The organism is Nesterenkonia sp. YGD6, assembly GCF_022565895.1.
Taxonomy (GTDB): Bacteria; Actinomycetota; Actinomycetes; order Actinomycetales; family Micrococcaceae; genus Nesterenkonia.
The window spans coordinates 87,136-110,195 of the sequence record NZ_JAJOYY010000004.1; the positions used below are offsets into that span (position 1 = coordinate 87,136).

The 23,060-nt window shown below is 66.8% G+C and carries 21 protein-coding genes and 1 tRNA gene; 13 read left to right on the forward strand and 9 right to left on the reverse strand.

Annotated features, from left to right (window positions below):
- The first annotated feature begins 12 nt into the window (after positions 1-12).
- The gene (locus tag LTI14_RS07570; RefSeq protein ID WP_241464673.1) at positions 13-1,536 is read left to right on the forward strand and encodes an acetyl-CoA hydrolase/transferase family protein; all 1,524 of its coding nucleotides are present in this window, start codon (positions 13-15) and stop codon (positions 1,534-1,536) included.
- A complete protein-coding gene (locus LTI14_RS07580) occupies positions 1,533-2,927 on the forward strand; it encodes an ASCH domain-containing protein (RefSeq protein WP_342357738.1) in 1,395 nt (464 codons plus the stop codon). The genes LTI14_RS07570 and LTI14_RS07580 overlap by 4 nt, the downstream gene beginning before the upstream one ends.
- On the opposite strand, the gene LTI14_RS07585 is transcribed toward LTI14_RS07580, so the two are convergent.
- From LTI14_RS07585 to LTI14_RS07600, 4 genes are all read right to left on the reverse strand, one after another.
- Positions 2,920-3,294 carry a hypothetical protein gene (locus LTI14_RS07585; RefSeq protein ID WP_241464672.1) on the reverse strand — a complete coding sequence of 125 codons (375 nt, stop codon included), beginning with the start codon at positions 3,292-3,294 and terminating at the stop codon, positions 2,920-2,922. The genes LTI14_RS07580 and LTI14_RS07585 overlap by 8 nt on opposite strands.
- A 5-nt stretch (positions 3,295-3,299) precedes the next feature.
- Positions 3,300-3,947 carry a hypothetical protein gene (locus LTI14_RS07590; RefSeq protein WP_241476165.1) on the reverse strand — a complete coding sequence of 216 codons (648 nt, stop codon included), beginning with the start codon at positions 3,945-3,947 and terminating at the stop codon, positions 3,300-3,302.
- A gap of 148 nt (positions 3,948-4,095) precedes the next feature.
- Positions 4,096-4,980, reverse strand: coding sequence for an EamA family transporter (locus tag LTI14_RS07595; RefSeq protein ID WP_241464670.1), 885 nt, complete (start codon positions 4,978-4,980; stop codon positions 4,096-4,098).
- Positions 4,977-5,408, reverse strand: coding sequence for an RDD family protein (locus tag LTI14_RS07600; protein WP_241469459.1), 432 nt, complete (start codon positions 5,406-5,408; stop codon positions 4,977-4,979). The genes LTI14_RS07595 and LTI14_RS07600 overlap by 4 nt, the downstream gene beginning before the upstream one ends.
- Before the next feature lie 238 nt (positions 5,409-5,646).
- On the opposite strand from LTI14_RS07600, the gene glnA (LTI14_RS07605) reads away from it, so the two are divergent.
- On the forward strand, positions 5,647-7,071 hold the full coding sequence (gene glnA / locus LTI14_RS07605; RefSeq protein WP_241464668.1) for a type I glutamate--ammonia ligase: 1,425 nt from the start codon (positions 5,647-5,649) through the stop codon (positions 7,069-7,071).
- Between the two features lie 128 nt (positions 7,072-7,199).
- Here glnA (LTI14_RS07605) and LTI14_RS07610 read toward each other — a convergent pair whose 3' ends face one another.
- On the reverse strand, positions 7,200-7,631 hold the full coding sequence (locus LTI14_RS07610; protein ID WP_241464667.1) for a VOC family protein: 432 nt from the start codon (positions 7,629-7,631) through the stop codon (positions 7,200-7,202).
- A 59-nt stretch (positions 7,632-7,690) separates the two neighbouring features.
- Here LTI14_RS07610 and LTI14_RS07615 point away from each other — a divergent pair, with 59 nt between their 5' ends.
- The 3 genes from LTI14_RS07615 (at position 7,691) to LTI14_RS07625 (ending at position 10,309) form a co-directional block, all read left to right on the forward strand.
- Positions 7,691-8,101 carry a hypothetical protein gene (locus tag LTI14_RS07615; RefSeq protein WP_241464666.1) on the forward strand — a complete coding sequence of 137 codons (411 nt, stop codon included), beginning with the start codon at positions 7,691-7,693 and terminating at the stop codon, positions 8,099-8,101.
- A gap of 440 nt (positions 8,102-8,541) precedes the next feature.
- A complete protein-coding gene (locus tag LTI14_RS07620; RefSeq protein WP_241476166.1) occupies positions 8,542-9,573 on the forward strand; it encodes an LLM class flavin-dependent oxidoreductase in 1,032 nt (343 codons plus the stop codon).
- Between the two features lie 55 nt (positions 9,574-9,628).
- Complete coding sequence (locus tag LTI14_RS07625; RefSeq protein ID WP_241469463.1) at positions 9,629-10,309, forward strand: type 1 glutamine amidotransferase domain-containing protein; 681 nt, start codon at positions 9,629-9,631, stop codon at positions 10,307-10,309.
- A 76-nt stretch (positions 10,310-10,385) separates the two neighbouring features.
- Here LTI14_RS07625 and LTI14_RS07630 read toward each other — a convergent pair whose 3' ends face one another.
- A complete protein-coding gene (locus tag LTI14_RS07630) occupies positions 10,386-13,502 on the reverse strand; it encodes a bifunctional [glutamine synthetase] adenylyltransferase/[glutamine synthetase]-adenylyl-L-tyrosine phosphorylase (RefSeq protein WP_241476167.1) in 3,117 nt (1,038 codons plus the stop codon).
- Between the two features lie 2 nt (positions 13,503-13,504).
- On the reverse strand, positions 13,505-14,845 hold the full coding sequence (gene glnA, locus LTI14_RS07635; RefSeq protein ID WP_241464662.1) for a type I glutamate--ammonia ligase: 1,341 nt from the start codon (positions 14,843-14,845) through the stop codon (positions 13,505-13,507).
- Positions 14,846-14,948: 103 nt separating this feature from the next.
- Here glnA (LTI14_RS07635) and panB point away from each other — a divergent pair, with 103 nt between their 5' ends.
- On the forward strand, positions 14,949-15,767 hold the full coding sequence (panB, locus tag LTI14_RS07640; RefSeq protein WP_241464661.1) for a 3-methyl-2-oxobutanoate hydroxymethyltransferase: 819 nt from the start codon (positions 14,949-14,951) through the stop codon (positions 15,765-15,767).
- Positions 15,768-16,065: 298 nt separating this feature from the next.
- On the opposite strand, the gene LTI14_RS07645 is transcribed toward panB, so the two are convergent.
- The gene (locus LTI14_RS07645) at positions 16,066-16,818 is read right to left on the reverse strand and encodes a LamB/YcsF family protein (protein ID WP_241469467.1); all 753 of its coding nucleotides are present in this window, start codon (positions 16,816-16,818) and stop codon (positions 16,066-16,068) included.
- Between the two features lie 250 nt (positions 16,819-17,068).
- Here LTI14_RS07645 and LTI14_RS07650 point away from each other — a divergent pair, with 250 nt between their 5' ends.
- Positions 17,069-18,553 carry an amidase gene (locus tag LTI14_RS07650; protein ID WP_241476168.1) on the forward strand — a complete coding sequence of 495 codons (1,485 nt, stop codon included), beginning with the start codon at positions 17,069-17,071 and terminating at the stop codon, positions 18,551-18,553.
- 180 nt (positions 18,554-18,733) lie between these two features.
- On the opposite strand, the gene LTI14_RS07655 is transcribed toward LTI14_RS07650, so the two are convergent.
- Positions 18,734-18,913, reverse strand: coding sequence for an SPOR domain-containing protein (locus tag LTI14_RS07655; protein ID WP_241464658.1), 180 nt, complete (start codon positions 18,911-18,913; stop codon positions 18,734-18,736).
- Positions 18,914-18,989: 76 nt separating this feature from the next.
- Here LTI14_RS07655 and LTI14_RS07660 point away from each other — a divergent pair, with 76 nt between their 5' ends.
- The 5 genes from LTI14_RS07660 to LTI14_RS07680 all read left to right on the forward strand — a co-directional run bounded on the left by LTI14_RS07660 (position 18,990) and on the right by LTI14_RS07680 (position 22,987).
- On the forward strand, positions 18,990-20,234 hold the full coding sequence (locus tag LTI14_RS07660; protein WP_241476169.1) for an MFS transporter: 1,245 nt from the start codon (positions 18,990-18,992) through the stop codon (positions 20,232-20,234).
- Positions 20,235-20,244: 10 nt separating this feature from the next.
- A complete protein-coding gene (map, locus tag LTI14_RS07665) occupies positions 20,245-21,147 on the forward strand; it encodes a type I methionyl aminopeptidase (RefSeq protein ID WP_241464656.1) in 903 nt (300 codons plus the stop codon).
- A 41-nt stretch (positions 21,148-21,188) separates the two neighbouring features.
- Complete coding sequence (gene ppgK / locus LTI14_RS07670; RefSeq protein WP_241464655.1) at positions 21,189-22,052, forward strand: polyphosphate--glucose phosphotransferase; 864 nt, start codon at positions 21,189-21,191, stop codon at positions 22,050-22,052.
- Positions 22,053-22,119: 67 nt separating this feature from the next.
- Positions 22,120-22,192, forward strand: a tRNA-Val gene (locus LTI14_RS07675).
- A gap of 303 nt (positions 22,193-22,495) precedes the next feature.
- A complete protein-coding gene (locus LTI14_RS07680; protein WP_241476170.1) occupies positions 22,496-22,987 on the forward strand; it encodes a hypothetical protein in 492 nt (163 codons plus the stop codon).
- Positions 22,988-23,060: the final 73 nt, after the last annotated feature.

Consider the following 23,060-nt stretch of genomic DNA (forward strand, 5'->3'; position numbering starts at 1 on the left):
AGGCTGGGGTGAATGAACGCTGTTCCAAGTCGAATCACCTGTCCCACGCTGGCCGCCAAGGTCACCTCCGCCGTTGACGCCGCCACCCACATCAATGACGGCGACCGGGTCGGGATGAGCGGATTCACCGGCGCCGGATACCCCAAAGCGGTCCCAGCAGCGCTGGCGGAGCGGGCCAAGGACGCCCACGACCGTGGCGAGGAGTTCGGCATCGACCTCTGGACCGGTGCCTCCACCGCGCCTGAGCTCGACGGCGTGCTCGCCGAGGCCCGCGCCGTCCGCCGTCGGCTGCCCTTCCAGTCAGATCCCACCATGCGTGAGGCCATCAACACCGGCGAGACCGAGTACGTCGACACCCACCTGAGCCACTCCGCCCAGCAGGCCTGGTTCGGCTTCTACGGCAAGCTCAACGTCGCCGTCATCGAGGTCGCCGCGATCCTGCCCAACGGACTTCTGGTCCCGGGCAGCTCGGTGGGCAACAACAAGACCTGGCTGCAGCTGGCGGACAAGGTCATCCTGGAGGTCAATGACTGGCATCCGCGAGCCTACGAGGGCTTCCACGACATCTATTACGGGACCAAGCTGCCCCCGGAGCGCCGCCCGCTCCAGCTGACCGACCCGATGCAGCGCATCGGAGATCCCTACCTGCGCGTGGACCCGGAGAAGGTGGTCGCGGTGGTCAAGACCGACGCGCCGGACCGGAACCTGCCCTTCAAGCCCGCCGATGAGCAGTCCAAGGCCATGGCCGCGCACGTGGTGGACTTCCTGCGCTACGAGATCAAGCAGGGGCGGCTGCCGGAGAACCTGCTGCCGCTGCAGTCAGGGATCGGCAACGTCGCGAACGCGATGATGGCCGAGCTCGCGCACAGCGAGTTCGAGGATCTGCTGGCCTACACCGAGGTCATCCAGGACGGCATGCTGGACCTGATCGACACAGGGAAGCTGACCGCGGTCTCCGCGACCTCCTTCTCGCTCTCCGCCGAGCGCGCCGCGCAGTTCAACGCCCGCGCTGCGGAGTACAAGGGCCGGATCCTGCTGCGCACCCAGGAGGTCTCCAACCACCCGGAGGCCATCCGACGGCTCGGCGTGATCTCGATCAACGGCATGGTCGAGGCGGACATCTACGGCAACGTGAACTCCACCCACGTCATGGGCAGCTCCATCATCAACGGCATCGGCGGCTCCGGCGACTTCGCGCGCAACGCCTACCTGAACTTCTTCGTCTCCGGCTCGACGGCCAAGGAGGGCGCGATCTCCGCGATCGTGCCGTTCGCCAGCCACATCGACCACACCGAACATGACACCCAGATCCTGGTCACCGAACAGGGACTGGCGGACCTGCGCGGCCTCTCCCCCGCGGCCCGCGCCCGCACCATCATCCGCAACTGCGCCCACCCGGACTTCCAGGACCTGCTCCAGGACTACTTCGACCGCGCAGTGGCCCAGAACGTCCGCGGACGGCACACCCCTCACCTGTTGGGCGAGGCGCTGAGCTGGCACGGGAACTACCAGCGCACCGGAAGCATGAAGCCGTGACACCTCAACAGACCCTGACTCCGCAACAGATCAACTCCCTGCCTGCGATGGACCTCGCCTCCGGGGAGCTGCGCGCGCGCCTCACCGGCGCCGTCATCACCGGGGTCAAGACGATGACCACCAGCCTGCACCGCTCCTACGTCGCCGACGCCGATCCGCTGCCGACGCCCGGGCTCCAGCGGCTGCTGGGCGTCGAGGATGAGAACCTCGGCGTCGTCGAGGTGGTTCAGGTGTCCCTGGTGCCGCTGGGTGAGATCACCCAGGTGGTCGCCCGCGGAGAAGGTGAGGGCTACGCCTCCGTGGCGGCCTGGCGTGAAGCACATGAAGATTTCTGGCGCAGCACCGGCGAAAGCGGCGACGGCGGGTCGCAGAAGCCGGGCCTGGGCGAGGATGAGCTCATCGTCGTCGAGCGGTTCCGCTGGCTTCCCGAACACAGCCTGGTCCCCACGCCGCGGCCGCGCCGGGTCGGGATCGTGGTCACCGACGACTACCCGCTGGCCCCTGACCGGGACACCGATCCGCTGATCGCTGCGCTGCAGCGGCTGGGCATCTTCGCGGAGCCGGTCATCTGGCACCGCTGGGAACCGGCCCCGGAGTACGACCTGCTGGTCATCCGCACCCCCTGGGACTACCCTGCCCGCGCGCAGGCGTTCCTGGGGTGGTTGGAGCGGGCGCAGGCGCAGGTCCGCGTGCTCAACAGCCCCGAGCTGATCCGCTGGAACCTCGACAAGGTCTACCTGCGCGAGCTCGAAGCCCAGGGGCTCGCCAGCGTCCCCACCAGTTGGGCCGACGACGACGACGCGCTTCGCCGCGGGCTGGCCGAGCACGGCGATGGCTGGGTGGTCATCAAACCCACCATCTCCGCCGGCTCCTTCGACACCGAGCTGCTGCGCGCGGACTCCGCGGGGGCGATCACCCTGGGGGAGCGGATCCTCGCCCGCGGCCTCACCGTGATGATCCAGCCCGAGGTTCCCGAGCTCAGTGAGGGCCGGGAGAAGGCGCTCTATTTCATCGATGGCCACCATACGCACACGATCTCCAAGGGCGCGCTGCTGGCCCGTGGCGGGGGTCTGCGCGGCGGCACCTATCTGGAGGACCCGCAGCTGGTGCAGGCCTCGGCCGACGAGGTCAGCTTCGGAGAGCGGGCGCTGGCCGCCGCGGCCCGGGCGACTGCGACGAAGACCACCGAGACCGAGCTGCCGCTCTACGGCCGGATCGATCTGGTCCGATCCGCCGAGCATGGGACGGTGCTGCTCGAGGCGGAGCTGTTCGAACCGGCGCTGAACCTTCACCGCGCGCCCTGGGCCGCCGATGAGCTGGCTCGCGCCATCGATCACCGGCTGGCGGTCGGCGCGGAGTCGCCGAGTGGAAGGGGCCGAGCGATCAGCTGATCGCTCGGATCACGGCCAGACCGATCAGGCCCAGCGCTCCGGACCAGATATAGCTGGCCAGGGTGCCGATGATGAACCGCTCGGTGGCCTTTGCGCGCTGGTCAGCCTGCCAGGAGCGCAGCTCTGGGTAGCGGCCCAGGCCCTTGACGGCGAGCACCACCGCGATGGCTTCGGGGTAGCCGCCGAAGACCGCGCCGGTGATCGCGAGTCGTTCCAGGATCCCGATCCAGGTGCCCCCGCGCAGGATGCCCGGACCATAGCCCTCAGGTTCCACCCGACGCAGCAGCCAGCCCACCAGCACCGCGCCCAGGAATGCCGAGAGGGCGAGGGCGAGCAGCACCACCGCTGTGATCGCGAGCCATGTCATGGGTGTCAGTCCTCCTGGTCCTGGGGCGGGGCGACCTTCCAGCTGCCTTCCCCGGCGGCGGCGGAGATCAGGGCCGCCGCCACGGGACGGCTGCGCCGCTCCTCCTCAAGCATCGCAGAGCGCGCGCGCTGGCTGACCGCTGACACGGTGATGCCCAGCTCTGCGGCGATCTGGGCCCGGGTCAGTCCCTGCTCCGTGAGGTCGCTGACCTCCCAGCCGGTGTCCGCGCGGCGTCGCACCACCCCGCCGAGCAGCTGCAGCACCGCAGTGGCGGCCACGGCTGCCTCCGGGTGATCACCCTGGACCACCAGCGGGACGGGTTCGGTGCGGCTGCGGGCACGCTCCACGGCGTAGCGGGCCTGGATGAAGGCGCTCCCGGAGCTGGCCCGGGCGCTGGGGCCGAGCGGATGCTCCACGGCTCCGGCCCCGATGCCCACGGCCCACTGTTCGGTGCGGCACAGGGTCAGCGCGAGATCCACCGCGGCCTCCGCGCCGCCCAGCAGGATCTGGACCTCATCGCCCACGGTGCGTTCCAGCGGCAGCACGATCTGAGCCTCCCACCGGGCGTTCCAGGGCGCGAGCTCAGCGAGGAGCTCGTCCACCCGCTCCCCCATCTCGGTGCTGCGATGCTGATCAGCGGTGACGACGAACATAGATGCAGGCTACAGCCTTCAAAAGCTACTTTCAAGGCTACAACCTGGAAACAGATTGCATTGAGGGGCGGATTCTCCGATCACCTGGACCCGAAGACGCCCTCACCACCCGGAGGCTCCGCCCCGCAACGCGAAGGTGCGCCGCTTCTCAACGAGAGGGGAGGCGCCGGGATGGGCCGCTGAGCGTGAGTGCGTTGCTCAGCACCACCAGCACGATGCCGGCCCAGGCCACCAGCGGAAGGTGCTGCGCGAGGAAGCCTGCCCCGATCAGCGCCGCAAAGAGCGGGTGCAGAGACATGCCGAGGCCGAACACCACCGGGCTGATGTGGCGCAGCACGATCAGGTCCAGCGAGTAGGGCACCGCGGAGGCCAGCACCCCGGCGACGGCGGCGAACAGGAAGGCCTCCAGCGGCGGCTGCATGTGCCACACGATCACGGCAGCGATCGGCAGCAGCCCCAGCGCCGAGATCGCGGTGCCGACGGCGACCCCCTGGACGCCCTCCAGGCGCTGACCCACGACCCTGTTGGTCAGGATATAACCGGCCCAACAACCTGCCGCGAGCACGGCGAAGCCCAGTCCGAGCAGGTCGCTGGTGGGTCCGGGTCGGGTCAGCAGGACCACCCCGGTCAGCGCCATCAGCGCGCAGAGCCCGTCGCGGGGGCGCCGAGAGGAGAGCACGGCGACGGCGAGCGGACCGAGGAACTCGATGGTCACCGCCGTGCCCAGGCCCACCCGCTCCAGGGCTGCGTAGAGCGCGGTGTTCATCCCGGCGAAGAAGAAGGCCAGCAGCAGCACCGGCGACCACTGGCTGCGGGTGAAGCGCCAGAACTTCGGGCGGGCGATGGAGAGCAGAACGGTGGCGGCGACCAGCTGACGGGCCGCGACCACGCCGACCGGGGTGAGGCTGCTGAAGGCCAGCGATCCGACGGCGGCGCCGGACTGGGTGCTCAGCGCGCTGGCACAGATGACTGCCAGGCCGCGGCCGGGGTGATCGGCGAGTCGGCTCACCCGCGCGGGTCCGGGGGCACTCACATGCGCAGCTGGACGGTGCCTGCCGCCCGATCGTGGGCTCCGCGACCGTCGGCGCCGATGAGGATCACCGGCAGGAGCAGGAGCAGCAGGAGCGTGCGGACCGTGGACCAGATCGGTCCCGGGACGTTCTGGCCGCGGACCACCTGGATCCGCATCAGCCGCTTGCCGATCGTGACACCGAGCAGGCCGATCAGGATGATGTGGCTGGCCACGAAGATCCCAAAGGTCACCAGCTCGTCGCCGCCGAAGAAGGCCATCGAGATCAGGGTGGCGATCCCCCAGTCGATGAACAGGGCCAGGACGCGTCGGCTCCAGGGCGCCATGCTGCCGGGGCCAGACTCCGGCAGGCCCAGGTGTTCACCGGCCCACCGAGGCTCTCCGGAGTCCGCCGCGGAGCCGCTGGGGGATGCGCCGTCGCTCTTCGCCACAGATCTCCTTCTGCCTCGGATATGAGAGAGTGATGTAGAACATGTGGCCGTGCGAGCACGGCCCCGGTCAGTCTATTCCTTCCACCGGGGACGCCTTGTCACAGGCCCATGAGCAACTTAAGTTACATGACGGAAACATTTGCGTGATGGCCGGGAAATGCCCGGCCCATAGCGTGGGACCGAGCGTTCACCCCAGTTACGCACGCAAGCCCAGACACCTGACGAGGAGCACGGACGTATGTTCAAAAGCCCTGACGAAGTTCTGAAGTACATCGAGAAAGAGGATGTCGTATTCGTCGACGTCCGCTTCACCGACCTTCCCGGCCTTCAGCACCACTTCAACCTCCCGGCAAAGACCGTTGACCTCGACTTCTTCGAGAACGGACAGCTCTTCGACGGCTCCTCCATCCGCGGGTTCCAGGGCATCGCCGAGTCTGACATGCAGCTCATCCCCGATGTGACCACCGCGTACATCGATGAGTACCGCGTGGAGAAGACCCTCGTGATGACGTTCTCGATCGTCAACCCGCGCACCGGCGAGCCCTACGCCCGTGACCCCCGCGGCGTCGCCCAGAAGGCCGAGGAGTACCTCGAGGCCTCAGGCATCGCTGACACCGCCTTCTTCGCCGCCGAGGCCGAGTTCTTCCTCTTCGACGATGTGAAGTGGCAGTCCAGCCCGGACACCTCCTTCTACTCCCTCGACTCCGATGAGGCTTCCTGGCAGTCCTCCGAGGAGATCCCGGGCGGCAACCTCGGTCACAAGATGGCCACCAAGGGCGGCTACTTCCCGGTCAGCCCCCAGGACAAGAGCGCCGATCTGCGCGATGCGATCTGCGTGGCCCTGGACGCCGTCGGCCTGGAGGTCGAGCGCTCCCACCACGAGGTCGGTGGCCCCGGTCAGCAGGAGATCAACTACAAGTTCAACACGTTGACCCACGCCGCAGATGACCTGATGAAGTTCAAGTACATCGTGAAGAACACCGCGGATCAGTTCGGCAAGTCGGCTACCTTCATGCCCAAGCCGATCTTCGGTGAGAACGGCTCCGGCATGCACTGCCACCAGTCGCTGTGGACCGACGGCACCCCGCTGTTCTTCGACGAGAAGGGCTACGCGAACCTCTCCGACACCGCCCGCTGGTACATCGGTGGTCTGCTCAAGCATGCCTCGGCCGTGCTGGCCTTCACCAACCCGACGGTGAACTCCTATAAGCGCCTGGTCAAGGGCTATGAGGCCCCGGTCAACATGGTCTACTCGCAGGGCAACCGCTCCGCCGCGATCCGCATCCCGATCACCGGAGCGAACCCGAAGGCCAAGCGGCTTGAGTTCCGCGCACCGGATCCCTCCTCCAACCCCTACCTGGCCTTCGCGGCGCAGCTGATGGCTGGCCTGGACGGAATCCGCAACCGGATCGAGCCCGCAGATCCGATCGACAAGGACCTCTACGAGCTGCCCGCCGAAGAGGCCGCCAGCATCCAGAAGGCTCCCGGCTCGCTGGAAGAGGCCCTGCTGGCACTCGAGGCTGACCACGAGTTCCTGCTCGAGGGCGGCGTCTTCACCGAGGACCTGGTCAAGGCCTGGGTCGAATACAAGCGCGAAGAAGAGATCGCACCGCTGAACCTGCGGCTGAACCCGTACGAGTTCGAGCTCTACTACTCGGTCTGATCACCCACCGAGCCTGAACAGCAAGCGGCCCCGCACCGAGTCATCGGTGAGGGGCCGCTTGCTGTGTCCGGGCATCCTGCGTCCGGGACTTGTTCGCCCGGGACAGGCGTGTTGGAGAGGGCGGGACATCAGCCCAGGGGCGCGGTGAGCTCCAGGTTGATCCCGTCGGGATCCTGGAAGGAGAGGATCGCGAGCCCGGTGTCGTGCAGGTCGTTGATCTCGCCATGTTCGATGCCGGCCCCGGCCAGCGCCTGGGCGGCGTCCTGGAGCGCGGCGCGAGAGTCCACGGCGAAGCTCAGGTGATCGAGTCCTGTGGTGTCGGCGTTGAACGAGGCCTCCCCCACCGGCCGAAGACCCACCAGCGTGCCCTGAGGCGTCTGGTAGATGACGCCGCCGTAGAACTGTTCCTGAGAGGCAAGGACCGCGGGGTCATCGGCGTGGGCCGAGGTGTCCACCACGGAGGGCCAGCCGAAGACCTGGTCGTAGAACGCCTTTGATCGCGCGATGTCGGTGACGGTGAGCCGGACATGTGCCAACCCATTGCTGTTGATGAGAGCCATGGCCTCACCGTAACCCGGACACCCTTACCTGACCAGCCTCTGCTCACTAAAATACATCCATGACACGGCTGGGACCCCTGGATGTGATCGACGTCTTCGTCTACACGGTGGTGCTGGGGCTCTTCGTCCAGTTCTTCCCGGCAGTGATCTCGGAGTCGTTTTCGATCACGCTGCTCACCGCAGTGCTGCTGAAACTCGTGCTCGAGCTGGTGACCTGGGCGAAGAAGTCCCTGGTGGCCCGGCTCCGGGCACGGCGCGGCGCTCGTCGAGCCCTCAACGTGGCGATGCTGATCCTGGTGCTGCCGGGCAGCAAGTTCCTGGTCCTGGAGCTGACTGCTCTGATCTTCCGCGGCGAGGTCCAGCTCGGCGGCTTCTTCCTGGTCACGGCGCTGATCGTCGTGCTGATGCTCGCCCGTGGGGGCACGCGGAGACTCTTCAGCCCCCGTGAGTCTGTGACCGAGCCGGGATGAAGGGTCAACACCCCTCGGCTGTGTGGAAGCTCCGAACGTCACTCGAGAACGCAGCTATACCGTCGGTCGCACAGTTCGACCAGATGAGGAATCCGTAGACCAGCGCCGTGAGAAGCAGAGAGCCTATCGCCAACGAGATGCGGAAAGACCTCGCAGGGTTCTCGCCCTCCGGAAGGGGCTGCTCGGCCTGCGCCACGGCGGGACTCCCCCTTCATGTCTCTGATGCCAGGCGGGAGCAATGGGCCTGGTCCTGCATTCCGCAGACGGAATCGTCACATCTGCCACGCTCGGTCCTGCTTGATCATTGGGACTCGAACATATCATCATCGTTCAGAGTGTCAACCAATTCTGGGCGCCTCTGCCCCCGTGGCCAGGTCCCGAACCTGTGCCGGTGCACACCTCGCGGAATGAGATCGCTCCCTCATGCTGTTGCACCAGGTATGCCCAACACCGCCTCGCGCCCGCTGTCCCTGCTTGACCTCGCGTTTGTGCGCCCACCAGAGACAGTCGCCGACGGAATCGCCCGCAGCGTCCGGCTGGCCAGGACCGCAGACAAGCTGGGCTATACACGCATCTGGTTCGCCGAGCACCACAACATGCCCAACATCGCCTCCAGCGCCACCGCCCTGCTGATCCAGCATGTGGCCGCCGCCACGGAGAACCTGCGGGTCGGCTCCGGAGGCATCATGCTTCCCAACCACGCACCGCTGATGATCGCCGAGCAGTTCGGCACCCTGGCGACTCTCTACCCAGATCGGATCGACCTGGGGTTGGGCCGCGCACCCGGCACCGACGGACCGACCATGCGCGCACTGCGCCGCGACGGCACCGAGGCCGACCGCTTCCAGGCCGACGTCATGGAGCTCAGCGGCTACCTCACCGGATACAGCCGCATCCCCGGAGTCAACGCCTACCCCGGCTTGGGCACCAATGTGCCGCTCTACATCCTGGGGTCCTCGCTCTTCGGCGCCCAACTGGCCGCGCAGCTTGGTCTCCCCTACGCGTTCGCCTCACACTTCGCGCCGCAGATGCTCAACCAGGCGGCTCACATCTACCGCGAACATTTCGACGCGACCAACTCCCTGCTGGGCCCGGACGCGCAGCCCCACTTCATCGCCGCGGCCAATGTCATCGCCCACGACGACGCCACGGTCGCCCAGGAACAGAAGACCCTGGCGGAGAACGCCTGGATCAAGAACCACCTGGGCCGGAACAGGCAGATCACCGACGAGGATGTGGTGATGCTGCGCGACCACCCCGCGGGTCAGCAGGTGCTGAGCATGCTCTCCCGCGTTGCCGTCGGGACCCAGGCCGACGTCGTCTCCTGGCTCGACGCCTTCGCCGAGGAGGTCCAGGCCGATGAGCTGATGCTGGTGAACCTGGCCCCCGAGGAAGCGGTCCAGCACCGCACGCTGGAGCTGCTCGCGCCCAGCATGGCCGCCGCCCAGGAGTCCCCCGCCCGGGTCGCCTGAGCACTCGCCGCGCGGCATACCACGCCACAAGATCGTCTACATCAAGGAGATCCACATGAAGGTCCTGATCGTTCTCACCTCACACGACGAGCTCGGTGACACCGGCAAGAAGACCGGCTTCTGGCTCGAAGAGCTCGCGGCCCCGTACTACCGCTTCAAGGAGGCCGGCTACGAGATCACCCTGGCCTCACCCAAGGGCGGCCAGCCGCCGCTTGACCCGGCGAGCAACACGCCCGATTTCCAGACCGATGACACCCACCGGTTCGAGGCCGACGCCGACGCCACCGCCGCCCTCGCAGACACGGTGCGCCTGGACACGGTCTCAGCGGCGGACTACGACACCGTGTTCTACCCCGGCGGCCATGGCCCGCTGTGGGATCTCGCCGAGGATCCGGCGTCCATCCGCCTGATCGAGACCACGCTGCGTGCCGGCAAGCCTCTCGCGCTGGTCTGCCACGCGCCCGGAGTGCTGCGCCATGCCACCAACGAGGACGGGACTCCCCTGGTGAACGCCAAGCTGGTCACCGGGTTCACCAACACGGAGGAGGTCGGGGTCGACCTGGTCGATGTCGTGCCGTTCCTCGTCGAGGACGAGTTGACCAAGCTCGGCGGCAGGTACTCCAAGGGTGAGGACTGGAGCTCCTACGTGGTCGAGGACGGCCTGCTGATCACCGGTCAGAACCCGCAGTCCTCCGCGGAGACCGCAGAGGCGCTGATCGCCAAGCTCGCAGCCTGAGCGAGGTGGCACCTGCCCCTTGCCGGGCGGGTGCCACGGGGCCTCCCCGCCAGTTCAGCGATGCTCGGCTCCCTCGCTACGCCTCGTCGTAGAACAATCGCTCGTAGACCTGTCGGCAGCGCCGGGTCGTGCGCAGGTAGTGATCCTCGAAGTCCGCGCTGCCGCCGGAGGGGAACCCGCACCAGCGGGCGACGGCGTCGAGATCCCGGCGCGCTGAAGGCAGCACGTCGGCAGTCTTGCCGCTCCAGACCGTGGTGGCGGAACGCACCCGGGTGCACAGCTTCCACGCCTGGGTGAGCTGTTCCGCGTCGATCGGGCTGATCAGCTCCTCATCGACCATCGCGTCGAGCGCGATCAGCGTGGAGCTGGTGCGCAGGCGCGGCAGCGCATGGGCGTGCTGGAGCTGCAAGAGCTGCACCAGCCACTCCACATCGCTGAGACCGCCGCGGCCGAGCTTCACGTGCCGGGACGGATCGGCCCCACGGGGCAGCCGTTCGGACTCCACCCGGGCCTTGATCCGGCGGATCTCACGGGTCTGCGAGGCACTCGGCGGGGCGCCATAGCGGACGGAGTCGGCGAGCTCCATGAACCCGTCCAGCAGGTCGTCGTCCCCGCCGATGGGCCGGGCGCGCAGCAGCGCCTGGCGCTCCCAGACATCCATCCAGCGCCGGTAGTACTCGGCGTAGGAGTCCAGCGACCGCGAGAGCGGACCCTGCTTGCCCTCGGGGCGAAGATCGGCGTCGAGCTTGAGCGGGAACTCGCCGCGGATCGCGGGCTTGAGCGGTTTGGAGAGCTGGGCGCTGATCCGCATCGCGAGCTTCTGCGCCTGCGCATCGGCGAGCTTCGGATCCCCGCCCTCGGCGACGTCGTGGACGAACATGGCGTCCATATCGGAGCCGTACCCGATCTCGCGTCCGCCCTGGCGTCCCATGGCGATCACCGCCAGATCGGCGTGCCGACCTTCGGTCTCCCAGACCTCGGACTCTGCCACGCGCATCGCGCCCAGGGTTGCGGCGCGGTCCACATCGGAGAGTGCGGTGCCGACCTCGGAGATCTCCAGCAGCCCGACGGCGTCGCCGATCGCCACCCGGAGGGTCTCGCGCTGGCGCACCAGGCGGGTCAGCCGCATGGCGGTCTCGAGGTCGCCCTTGTGTCGGGTGATCTTGTTGCTGATCTCCTTCCACAGCGCCTCGTAGCTCAGTGGGGTCAGCGCCGCATTGTCTCCGAGCCATTTGGTGGACTCCGGGGAGTGTTCGAGCATGTCGGAGATGAACCGGGAGCCGGAGAGCACCAGGCACAGACGTTCCGCGGCCACCGAGGAGTCCCGCAGCATGGTCAGATACCAGGGGCTCTGACCCAATGACTCGCTGAGCCGGCGGAAGGCCAGCAGCCCGCCGTCGGGGTCCACCCCTTCGCCGAACCAGCCCAGCATCATCGGCAGGATCCGCCGCTGCAGCTTCGCCCGACGCGACAACCCCGAGGTCAGCGCGGAGATGTGCCGCATCGCGCCGGCCGGGTCGTGATAGCCCAGCGCCGCGAGACGGTCCTGGGCGGCCTTGGCGGTGAGTCGGACCTCCTCGTCGGAGAGCACCGCAGTGGTGGAGAGCAGCGGGCGGTAGAAGATCCGCTCGTGGAAGCTGGCGACCTCCTTGGCGATCTCGCGCCACTGGGTCAGCACCTCTTCTCCGGCAGGACGACGACGCCGGTTCGGCGGGTGGACCGCGTGGGCCAGCGCACGGATCTCATCGGCCTTCACCGGCATCAGATGGGTCCGTCGCATGTTGCTCATCTGGATCCGGTGCTCATAGAGGCGCAGCATCCGGTAGCAGCGGGACATCGCGTCCCGGTCTGCGCGGGCCACGTACTCCCCGGCCTCGAGCATCTCGATGGCGGTCAGCGAGTCCCGCACCCGGAGGGACTCATCGACCCGTCCGTGGACCAGCTGCAGCAGCTGGACGGTGAACTCGACGTCGCGCAGCCCGCCGCGGCCGAGCTTGATCTCTCGGTCCACCTCGTCGGCGGGGATGTTGTCGAAGACCCGCCGGCGCATCCGCTGGACGTTCTCCACGAAGTGCTCCTGGGCTGAGGAGGTCCACACCTGGGGCCAGATGGCCTCGATGTAGTCATTGCCCAGGCTGCGGCTGCCGGCGATGGGCCGGGCCTTGAGCAGCGCCTGGAACTCCCAGCCGTGGGCCCAGCGCTTGTAGTACTCCAGGTGGGATTCCAGGGTGCGGGAGAGGTCGCCTTCGCGGCCCTCGGGGCGCAGGTTCGCATCCACCTCCCAGAGTCCGGGCTCGGGACCTGTGCCGTTGATGACCTTGGAGATGCCAGATGCCATGGCCACCGCGGTGTTGCGGGCAGCCGCGGAGTCGATGTCTTCGGAGGCGCGGTGGACGAAGATCACGTCCACATCGGAGATGTAGTTCAGCTCGCGGGCGCCGCATTTGCCCATGCCGATCACCGCGAGCTCCACGATCTCCGCGGTGCGCCCGTTGCGGTCGGTGAGTTCGGCCCGGCTGACTGCCAGGGCTGCGTCGATGGCCGCGCCGGCCAGATCGGAGAGCTGCCGGGAGGCCAGCGGCTGATACGCGGCGGGATCAGCGGCACTGAGGTCACGCAGCGCCAGGGAGGTCAGTTCGCGCCGGTAGGCTCGGCGCAGCGCGACGCCGGCCGCTTTTGCGTTGAACTCGGAGTCCAGCGCCGCGGTGGGCAGCTCCGCTGTCGGGTCGGCATGGACGGCCTGGATCAGCCGGGTGCGCAGCACCTCGGGCTCGGTGACCTCCGGAAGGGCGATGGCCGCGGCGTCGTCGGGGGCGTGGTTGTGCTGGTGCTCATCACGGTCCGCCTCCAGGGTGTCGGCGATGCTGAACAGCAGGTCGCAGTTCTCTGGGCGGCGGACGAGGAACTCGCCCAGCGCCTGGGAGGCGCCGAGCAGCCGGATCAGCGGGACCGCGCGCAGGTAGACGCCGTCGGTGACCACTTCGAAGAGGTCACAGACGTCGCCGGCGCGCTCCACCAGCCGGATGAGCAGCAGCAGCGCCTGATCCGGGTTGGGTGCATAGTGCAGGGTCTTGAGCAGCACGGCCGGCTCCAACCCGGCGAGGTGCTCGTCGGCCAGGAACCCGGAGGCGCGCTCCAGCTCCTGGAACCCGGCAGCGATGAGCTCCCGGCGGGTCAGCGCAGTGTCGGCCACGATCAGATCAGGCCGAGGTACCGTTTGATCTCGAAGGGCGAGACGTTCACCCGGTACTCGTCCCACTCCTGCTGCTTGTTCCGCAGGAAGTTCTCCAGCACCTGCTCGCCGAGGATCTCGGCCATCAGCTCGGAGTCTTCCATCTGGCGCAGCGCCTCGTGCAGGGTGCCCGGCAGCGGCTTGATGCCCAGGGCCTTGCGCTCGGAGGTGGTCAGCGACCACACGTCCTCACCCACCGGCTCCATCAGCTCGTAGCCTTCGCGGATGCCCTTGAGTCCGGCGCCGAGCACGGCGGCGTAGGCCAGGTAGGGGTTGGCGCCGGAGTCGATCCCGCGGAACTCCACTCGTGCGGAGCCGCCCTTGGTGGGCTTGTACAGCGGCACCCGGACCAGGGCGGAGCGGTTGTTGTGTCCCCAGGAGACGTGCGAGGGGGCTTCTCCCCCGCCCCAGAGGCGCTTGTAGGAGTTCACGAACTGGTTGGTCACCGCGGTGAACTCCGGCGCGTGGCGCAGGATCCCGGCGATGAACTGCCGCGCGGTGGTGGAGAGGTTGTACTCGGTGTTCGGGGCGAAGAACGCGTTGGTGTCGCCCTCGAAGAGCCCGAAGTGGGTATGCATGCCGGAGCCGGGGTGCTCGGAGAAGGGCTTGGGCATGAAGCTTGCGTACTTGCCCTGCATGATCGCCACTTCTTTGATCACGGTGCGGAAGGTCATGATGTTGTCTGCGGTGGTCAGCGCGTCGGCGTAGCGCAGGTCGATCTCATTCTGACCCGGGCCGGCCTCGTGGTGGCTGAACTCCACCGAGATGCCCACAGCTTCGAGCATGTTGACGGTGTGGCGGCGGAAGTCCTGGCTGACGCTGCCGGTGACGTGGTCGAAGTAGCCGGCACGGTCCACCGGGATCGGCTCGCCGTCGGAGTTGAGGTTCTGGGACTCGAGCACGTAGAACTCGACCTCGGGGTGGGTGTAGCAGGTGAAGCCCATCTCCCCGGCGACGTCGAGCTGGCGGCGGAGCACGTTGCGCGGATCCCCGGCGGCGGGTTCCTGATCGGGCGTGAGGATGTCGCAGAACATCCGCGACGTCGGCTCTTCCTCACCGCGCCAGGGCAGGATCTGGAAGGAGGAGGGGTCCGGGCGCAGCAGCATGTCGGATTCGAAGACCCGGGAGAGTCCTTCGATCGAGGAGCCGTCGAAGCCCAGCCCTTCGTTGAAGACTCCCTCGACCTCGGCCGGAGCCAGCGCCACGGACTTCAGCGAGCCCACCACATCGGTGAACCAGAGGCGCACGAAGCGGACGTCGCGCTCCTCGATGGTGCGCAGTACGAATTCCTGCTGTCGATCCATACGTTGAAGCCTCCTGAAATGCAGTGGGTGTCGCCGGGACCACTCTACCCAACTCCTCTTGCTCCTAAGCCTGGGCCTGCGCGGAATTGGGTAGCCTGATCACATGTCCGAGCCGATCAACCCTAAACGGGTCCGCACCGTGCACCTTCAGCAGTTCAAGGATGCCGGCCAGAAATTCTCCATGTTGACCGCCTATGACGCGCAGATCGCGTCGATCTTCGACGAGGCCGGGATCGAGCTGCTCCTGGTGGGCGACTCCGCCTCCAACGTGATGATGGGCCACTCGTCAACGCTGCCGATCACCGTCGAAGAGATGCTGGTCTTCACCAAGTCAGTGGTCAACGGCGCCAACCGCGCGCTGGTGGTCGCCGATGTTCCCTTCGGCAGCTATGAGAGCTCCCCGGCGCAGGCGGTGACCACGGGAGTCCGGTTCATGAAGGAAGCCGGCGCCCAGGCTCTGAAAGTAGAGGGCGGCGCGGCGATGGCCGGTCATGTCCGCGCGATGGTCGCCGCGGGGATCCCGGTGATCGCCCATATCGGCTTCACTCCGCAGTCCGAGCATGCCCTCGGCGGGTACCGGGTGCAGGGTCGCGGGGAGACCGCGCAGGCACTGATCGATGACGCTCTGGCGCTGGAGGCCGCCGGGGCGTTCTGTGTGCTCATGGAGATGGTGCCCGCCGAGCTGGCCACCCAGGTGGATCGAGCGCTGCGCGTGCCCACCATCGGCATCGGTGCCGGCAACGGCACCACCGGTCAGGTGCTGGTCTGGCAGGACATGCTAGGCCTGGGCTCGGGTCGGGTGCCGCGCTTCGTGAAGCAGTACGCGAACCTGCGCGAGGTGGTGACCGAGGCGGCTGCGGCGTACCGCAAGGACGTCAGCGCCGGAAGCTTCCCGGCGCCGGAGCACAGCTTCGAGGATTAGGGCCACCCGCTCGTGCGCAGAGGCGAATTCCTCCGAATTGCAGAACTCCCATCAGATAGCATTTATCGAATCATGATTAAGATTATTAAAGATCGATTAAAAAGACGTATCTGAATGGCTTTACCGTTGAGTTCGCCTCGTGTAGTTCTAACAGGTCTAGACGAATCTCTATCGGAAGATCATCAATCAGTTCGCCGCATAGAGAGTCAGGGCCTGACGAGGTTCGGCACACAGCTGCCCGATACGGTGACCTCCTTGCTGCGGCATCACGGCAAGGGCATATGAGAACGGGCCAGCTTCACGGACTTGGGGGACGCACAGCGATCCCCAGAGCAGCGACTGTCCTGGTCACAGCGTGGGCGTTTGCCTCGGCTCCTGGTCGATCCGAGTGGAGGCAGACAGTGTCTGCCTGAATGGGTATCACTGAGCCATCTGCGGTACGAACATGCCCGCCGAGGATTGCTTGGACCTGCTCGGCGCACCATTCAGGATCCCTGCGACGATTCTCCGGGTCTATGACTATCCGCCCATCATCGGCGTACTCCAAGTCCGCGAAAGCCTCTGCCGCGACCCGGTGGCCCCGTCTGCGCTGTCGATCGGCCGCGTGGCCAGCCGGGAGAAATTGGATCAACGTGGAATCCATCTCGCCAATCGCATCAGCGACGGCGTCCGACACATTGTCATCCCTCATCAGTAACCCATAGAGACTTCCGTGGGCCTTGACGTGGGCCAGCGCTACTCCCTGCTGATCAGCGAAAGCTCGCAGTGCACCCGTCTGGTAGAGGACCGCCTGCGCGGCATCGTCTGGCGAGAACGCCATTTCGCGACGGCCGAACCCGATCAGGTCCGGGAAGCCAGGGTGGGATCCGAGCGCCAAGCCGTGGTGCTTCGCCAGTCGAACAGAAGCTGCCATAGTCCCCGCGTCGCCAGCATGCCAGCCGCAGGCGACATTCAGAGAAGAGACCAGCGGGGCCAGGGCCTCGTCCGCTCCCAGCCGCCATCGTCCAAGACTTTCTCCACCGTCTACGTTGAGATCTATAGTTCCGGTCATCACAGCCTCCTTTCCAGAGCTCCTTGGGAGCCTACCCGCGAGCTCCACCTGCCCGCTCCCCACGGAACTCCTGATCCTAGACTCGTGGCGTGCACCGGACAGCCATCGGCACTCCTCTGCGAAGAAACAACCGCGTCCTGGGTAGGCTGTTGGGTGGTGTGCTAGACCTCACATGGGGCAGAGAGTCTCATCCTCGCCTGCACCTCGACGACGCACTCGCGACACTTCCCACTTCTAAGGAGCCCGATCGATGTCCACGGAAGATTCTTTCTCGCTGCACGAAATCTCAATTCCTCAACTGCTCGATGCTTACTCCTCAGGGGACATCAAGGTCCAAGATGTCGTACGGCACTACTTAGACCAGATAGAAGCGATTGACCGTTCTGGACCAAGCCTGAACTCGATCATCACCACCAATGATTTCGCCCTCACTCGGGCCGAAGAGCTCGACGAACACCTGAGAAGCACGAACACCCTTGCAGGTCCGCTGCACGGAGTTGTCATTGTGGTGAAGGACAACATCGATACTGCGGAGATGGATACGACGTGTGGAAGCGAGGCCCTCTTGGGCTTCCGTCCCGAGAAAGACGCTGTCGCTGTTGCCAGGTTGAGAGAGGCTGGGGCTGTCATCCTCTCGAAATCCACCCTTCCAGACTTCGCGACCTCCTGGTGGTCCTACTCTTCGGTCAGCGGCGAGACCAAGAATCCATACGCCCTGGATCACGATCCCGGCGGTTCCAGTGCTGGATCTGCGGCAGCGGTCGCGGCCAACCTGGCTGTCGCCGGACTCGGAACCGACTGTGGCGGATCCGTCCGAATCCCGGCCTCCTTCTGCAATCTCGTTGGCATACGTTCCACTCCAGGGGTCGTACCACGCACCGGCACCGGATTCCTCGTCGCTTTCCAAGACACCGTCGGGCCGCTTGCACGGTCGGTTGAAGACGCGGTCGCGATCTTCGACGCTATGGCGGGCTATGACAACGGCGACCCCTTCTCCGTCTCCGCGACAGTCGGGAATCCGCCGACCTCCTACCTGGAGTCGGTGAACGGTGGCATGCAGAATGCGCGGGTGGGACTGGTCACCAACGCTCTGGGTGACGAATCTGATCCGCGCGGAGCAGCCATGAATCTGCTCATGCGGAAAGCGGTCGAGGATCTGGAGGACGCTGGGGCCGAGGTCGTCGACGTCCAGATTCCCAATCTCATGGACTATCTGATCGACACCAGTCAGTATGTGGCGTGTTCGCGCCACGACGTCGACGTCTATCTGCGGGAGCGTGAGCCACTCAACCACCTGCGGATCGCGGACATCGTCGCTGAGGGCAGGTACCACAAGCAGCTTGACTTGCTCGAAGCACTTGTCGAAGGCCCTGAACAGCCCGAAGACGACCCAGACTACTCCCGCCGGTTCGTCGTGCGGGAGGAGTTCACGCGGGTGATTCTGGACGTGATGGCACAGAATTCACTGGATGCACTCACCTACCCGGTAACTCGAGTTCCTGCGCCCTCAAACACAGAACGCGATGAGTGGACCGTGCTGAGCTTCCCGACGAACACGCTGATCGCCTCCCAGGCGCTTCTGCCGTCGGTGACAGTGCCAGCAGGATTCACCGAGGACGGCATCCCCGCCGGCATCGAGCTCGTAACCCGCCCGTATGATGAGGCGTCCGGCTTCCGGATCGCTGCCGCGTTCGAGGCGCAGAGCAAGCAGCGGCGCGCACCTAAGTTCACCTGAGCCGCCGACCCAGGACCGAACCATCGACGTCAGAACATGCGCCCCGGGGTCTCTTGGAGCACCACAGACAGCTGCAGTCTCCGGGGCGCATGGTGACGACTCAGATCGACCGGAGATGCTGCCCGCCGAGCTGGCCACCCAGGTGGATCGAGGGCCGGCGTCGGCGGTCAGTTCTGACGGTCAGCGCTTCTCGTGCTTCTCGGTCTCTTCATCCCAGGCCTCGTTGTTCTCCTGCACGCGTTTGAGCGCCTCGGAGGCGGCTTCGCGGGTGGGATAGGGGCCCAGCAGCTGACTCCAGGAGGACTGCGCGCCCTCCTCGACCTGGCCGGTGCGGACGTTGAACCAGTATTCGGTGCTCATGGCCCCAGAATACGCCCCGGCCTCGGCTGACACATCCTGAAGTTCAGCGCGGCGGCAGCGTGTCAGACTTCTGCCCATGCACGAGAGCACCCCGCCGACGGCGACCTCTGGATCAGCACGACGACGGCGCGCCCCCTCTCTGCGGCGCAGCCGGGCCGCGACCATGGCCGCCTTCGCCACCAATGGGGCCCTCCCTGCCTCGCTGTTGGCCCGCTACGCCGAGGTCAAGGACGAATTGGAGCTGAGCCCGGCGATCTTTGGACTCGTGGTGGTGGGCTTCGGGCTGGGCGGCGCACTGGCGCTGCACATGCCCGGGGTGATCAACCGGTGGCTCGGAGTCGCGCGCACCGCGAGCTTCGGCACCCTCTTGATGGGCGGTGGACTGACCCTCGCCGCGGCCGGGGTGGCGCTGGGCAACCCCTGGGTGGCGGTGGCGGGCCTGCTGATCACGGGCTTCGGCGATGCCGCGGTGGATGTGTCGCAGAACTCCCAGGGGCTGCGTGTCCAGACGGCGTATCGACGGTCGCTGTTGAACTCGATGCACGCGGGCTGGAGCATCGGCGCTGCTCTCGGCGGCGCCGTCGGTATCCTGGCCGCGGTGCTCGGCGTGCCGCTGGCCACCCATATGGCGGTGTGGGCGCTGATCTGTGTGGCCTCGATGACACTCTCAGCACGCGCGTTCATGCCCGAACCTGACGCGGAACCGGAGGACGCAGAGCCCCCGGTCAGGCCCTCCGGGTGGTCCACAGTCAAGATCCTGCTGCCGCTTGCGCTGATCGCGCTGGCCGGGATCTCGGTCGAAGACGTGGGCAACAACTGGTCCGCCGTGCTGCTCTCGACCGAACGCGGCATGGACGCGGCCTCGGCCGGCGTCGGACTCACCGTGCTGCTTGCCGCCCAGTTCATCGGGCGGATGATCGGTGACCGGGTGATCGACCGGCTCGGGGAACGGACCTCGCTGATCCTGAGCCTCTCGGCGGTGATCATCGGTCTGCTCGGCGCCGCCTGGGCACCGGGTGTCGCGCTGACCCTGGTCGGCTTGGCAGTGGCCGGTCTGGGCTGCGCGGTGACCGTGCCGCTGGCCTTCGCCCGGGCGGACCGGGTGCCGGGACTGCCCGCGCACAGCGGGGTGACCTGGATCAGCTGGGCGATGCGCGCGGTGATGCTCAGCCTCTCCCCGGCCATCGGAGTGATGACCCAGGGGTCCTCGCTGCCGGTTGCGATCAGCGTGATCGTGGGCATCGCGGCGCTGGCGCTGGCGCTGCAGCTGCGGCCGCGACCCCAGCTGCAGCCCGAGCCCCGGGCAGCAGCAGACCGATAGGATGAACCTCATGGCTACCCCGCAGTCCGCTCCCCTGTCTTCCCGTGCCCCCGTGGGCACGCTCACCAAGGGCACGGTGTCCCCTCAACGTCCGGTCCCGGCGCACATCGATCGGCCCAACTACGTGGGCCTCGAGGCCCCGCCGGAGTACACCGGTGAAGACGTCTACGACGCCGAGACCGTCGAGCGGATCCGACGGGCGGCCCAGCTCGCCGCCGACGCCATGGTCGCGACCTCCGAGCTGATCCGCCCCGGGGTCACCACCGAGGAGCTTGACGCCTACGCGCACCAGTACCTGACCGACCGTGGGGCCTACCCGTCCTGCCTGTCCTACCGCGGGTTCCCCAAGGCCATCTGCACCTCGGTCAACGAGGTCATCTGCCACGGCATCCCGGATTCCACAGTGCTCGCCGAGGGTGACATCGTGAACCTCGACATCACCGCCTATATCGACGGCGTGCACGGGGACCACAACCGCACGTTCTTCGTCGGCGAGGTCGATGAGGAGACCCGGCTGCTGGTCGAACGCACCGAGGAAGCGATGATGCGTGCCATCCGGGCGGTGAAGCCGGGCCGGCCGATCAATGTGATCGGTCGCGCCATCGAGTCCTATGCGAGGCGTTTCGGCTATGGTGTCGTACGCGAGTTCATCGGCCACGGCGTGGGCAAGGCGTTCCACACCGGCCTGGTGATCCCGCACTTCGATGCGGCACCGGACCACGCGCGCCTGATGGAGCCGGGAATGGTGTTCACCATCGAACCGATGCTCACCCTGGGCACGCGCCACTGGGACATGTGGGAGGACGGCTGGACAGCCGTGACCCGCGACCGGAAGCGCACCGCGCAGTTCGAGCACACTCTGGTCGTCACCGATGACGGCGCCGAGATCCTCACGCTGCCTTCGGGCTCCTGAGTCCGGTCCCCTCCCCCACAGCACGGAGATACTGCACCACTATGAGCTCTTCTCACGAGCAGCCACTGGCTGCCCAGTCCCTCGGTTCCGCCAGCGAGACCATCACGGATCTTCCCAAGCGGGCCATCGGCATCGATGTGGGCGGCACCGGGATCAAGGGCGGTCTGGTCAACCTGCACAAGGGCACCCTGACCGGTGAACGGTTCCGGATCCCGACCCCGAAGCCTGCGACCCCGGAGGCGGTGGCCGAGGTGATCGGTCAGATCCTCGATGAGCTGCTCAGCCGGGAGAAGGCCCCGGCGCTGGAAGAGCTGTCCGTCGGCGTGCTGTTCCCGGCGATCGTGGACAAGAACATCGTGCTCTCTGCGGCGAACATCGATCAGTCCTGGATCAACACCGACGCCGCGAAGCTGCTGCGCCACCTGCCCGGGCAGATCCACACCCTGAACGACGCCGACGGCGCCGGTCTGGCCGAGGCCCGTTACGGCGCGGGCAAGGGGCTCGAGGGCACGGTCATGACGATCACCCTGGGCACCGGCATCGGGTCAGCCCTGGTGCACGACGGCGTGCTGGTCCCCAACAGCGAGATGGGTCACCTGGAGTTCGAGGGCGAGGTGGCGGAGAAGAAGGCCTCCGCCGCGGCGCGTGAGCGCACCGACATGCCCTGGAATGAATACGGCCAGCTGCTGAACCGGTTCCTCAAGCATGTGGAGCGGCTGCAGTCGCCCGAGCTGTTCATCATCGGCGGGGGGATCTCAAAGCGCAGCGAGGATTTCCTGCCCGAGATCAAGGACCTGCGGGCGAAGGTCGAGGTCGCCGCGCTGCAGAACAACGCCGGGATCGTCGGGGCGGCGCTCTACGCCGCCGAGCAGACCCGGCTGAACCAGTCCCGCGGGCGGTCCTGAGCCTCACGCACAGGTTGCTACACTTCTTGCTGCACCAGATCGCGCCGTCACGGCGGTGACTGGGCACGGGCCTTTAGCTCAGCTGGTAGAGCACCGCGTTTACACCGCGGTTGTCGTCGGTTCGATCCCGACAGGGCCCACCCACCGTGGATGTTCACACGCCAAGCCTTCCCCGCGACCTGGCTGCGACCAGGGGCGGCGGCGCAGGGCACCCGGTTCTGGATTCGGCGAACCGGGCTCTGGAGCGGGTGCTGTGGGGACGTTTATCCTACAGATATGGCACTCTCGTCACGGAGCCTGACCACAGGGCCCGTCCGGCCATGACCGGCCCTCACCTCGACCTGTGGTGGATTCCGGTAGGCGCCGGTGGGCACGTAGTCGTCCATACAAGCAGGTGGTGGGAGTCGCTGCGCGCACTCAGGGCCCGCCGTCGAGCCTGTCGGTTGTTCCATGCCGCGCTCGAGGTGTTCGACGGCACCAGCAAGTACGTGATCGAGATGACTCCGGTATGGGGCCAGCCCTCCGGACCTCGCGGCGTGGTGGGCCAGGGGCCTGTCGGTATCCGTTGGTTGGGCGCCTCCCGCTTCTTTCGTTATGAGATCCGATGCTGGAAGGGCGGATCCATACCCGATCGAGACTGGGCGATCGGCCCGCCGGTTCGCTTCCTGCTCGCTCCCGGCGAAGTCGACGCGCTGATCGGACGAATCCCCACGACCCCGCAGCTGACCTGGGGGCGCGACATCTATGGGATCGGAGACATGTGGAACTCCAACTCGCTGATCTCCTGGCTCCTCCAGTCCTCCGGAATCGATGCCGGTCGGCTCGCTCCGCCGGAGGGGGGAGACGCTCCCGGGTGGGACACCGGAATCGCCGCGGCCCGTGTGCCGGATCAGTCCGACTTCGCAGACCAGAAGGACGACGACGCTGGAGCCTGAGTCGTTCCCGCAGACACCTGGTGCGGCTCTCCTTCCAGCCTGCGCTCATCGGTCTCGCCGTGTGGTCAACCCG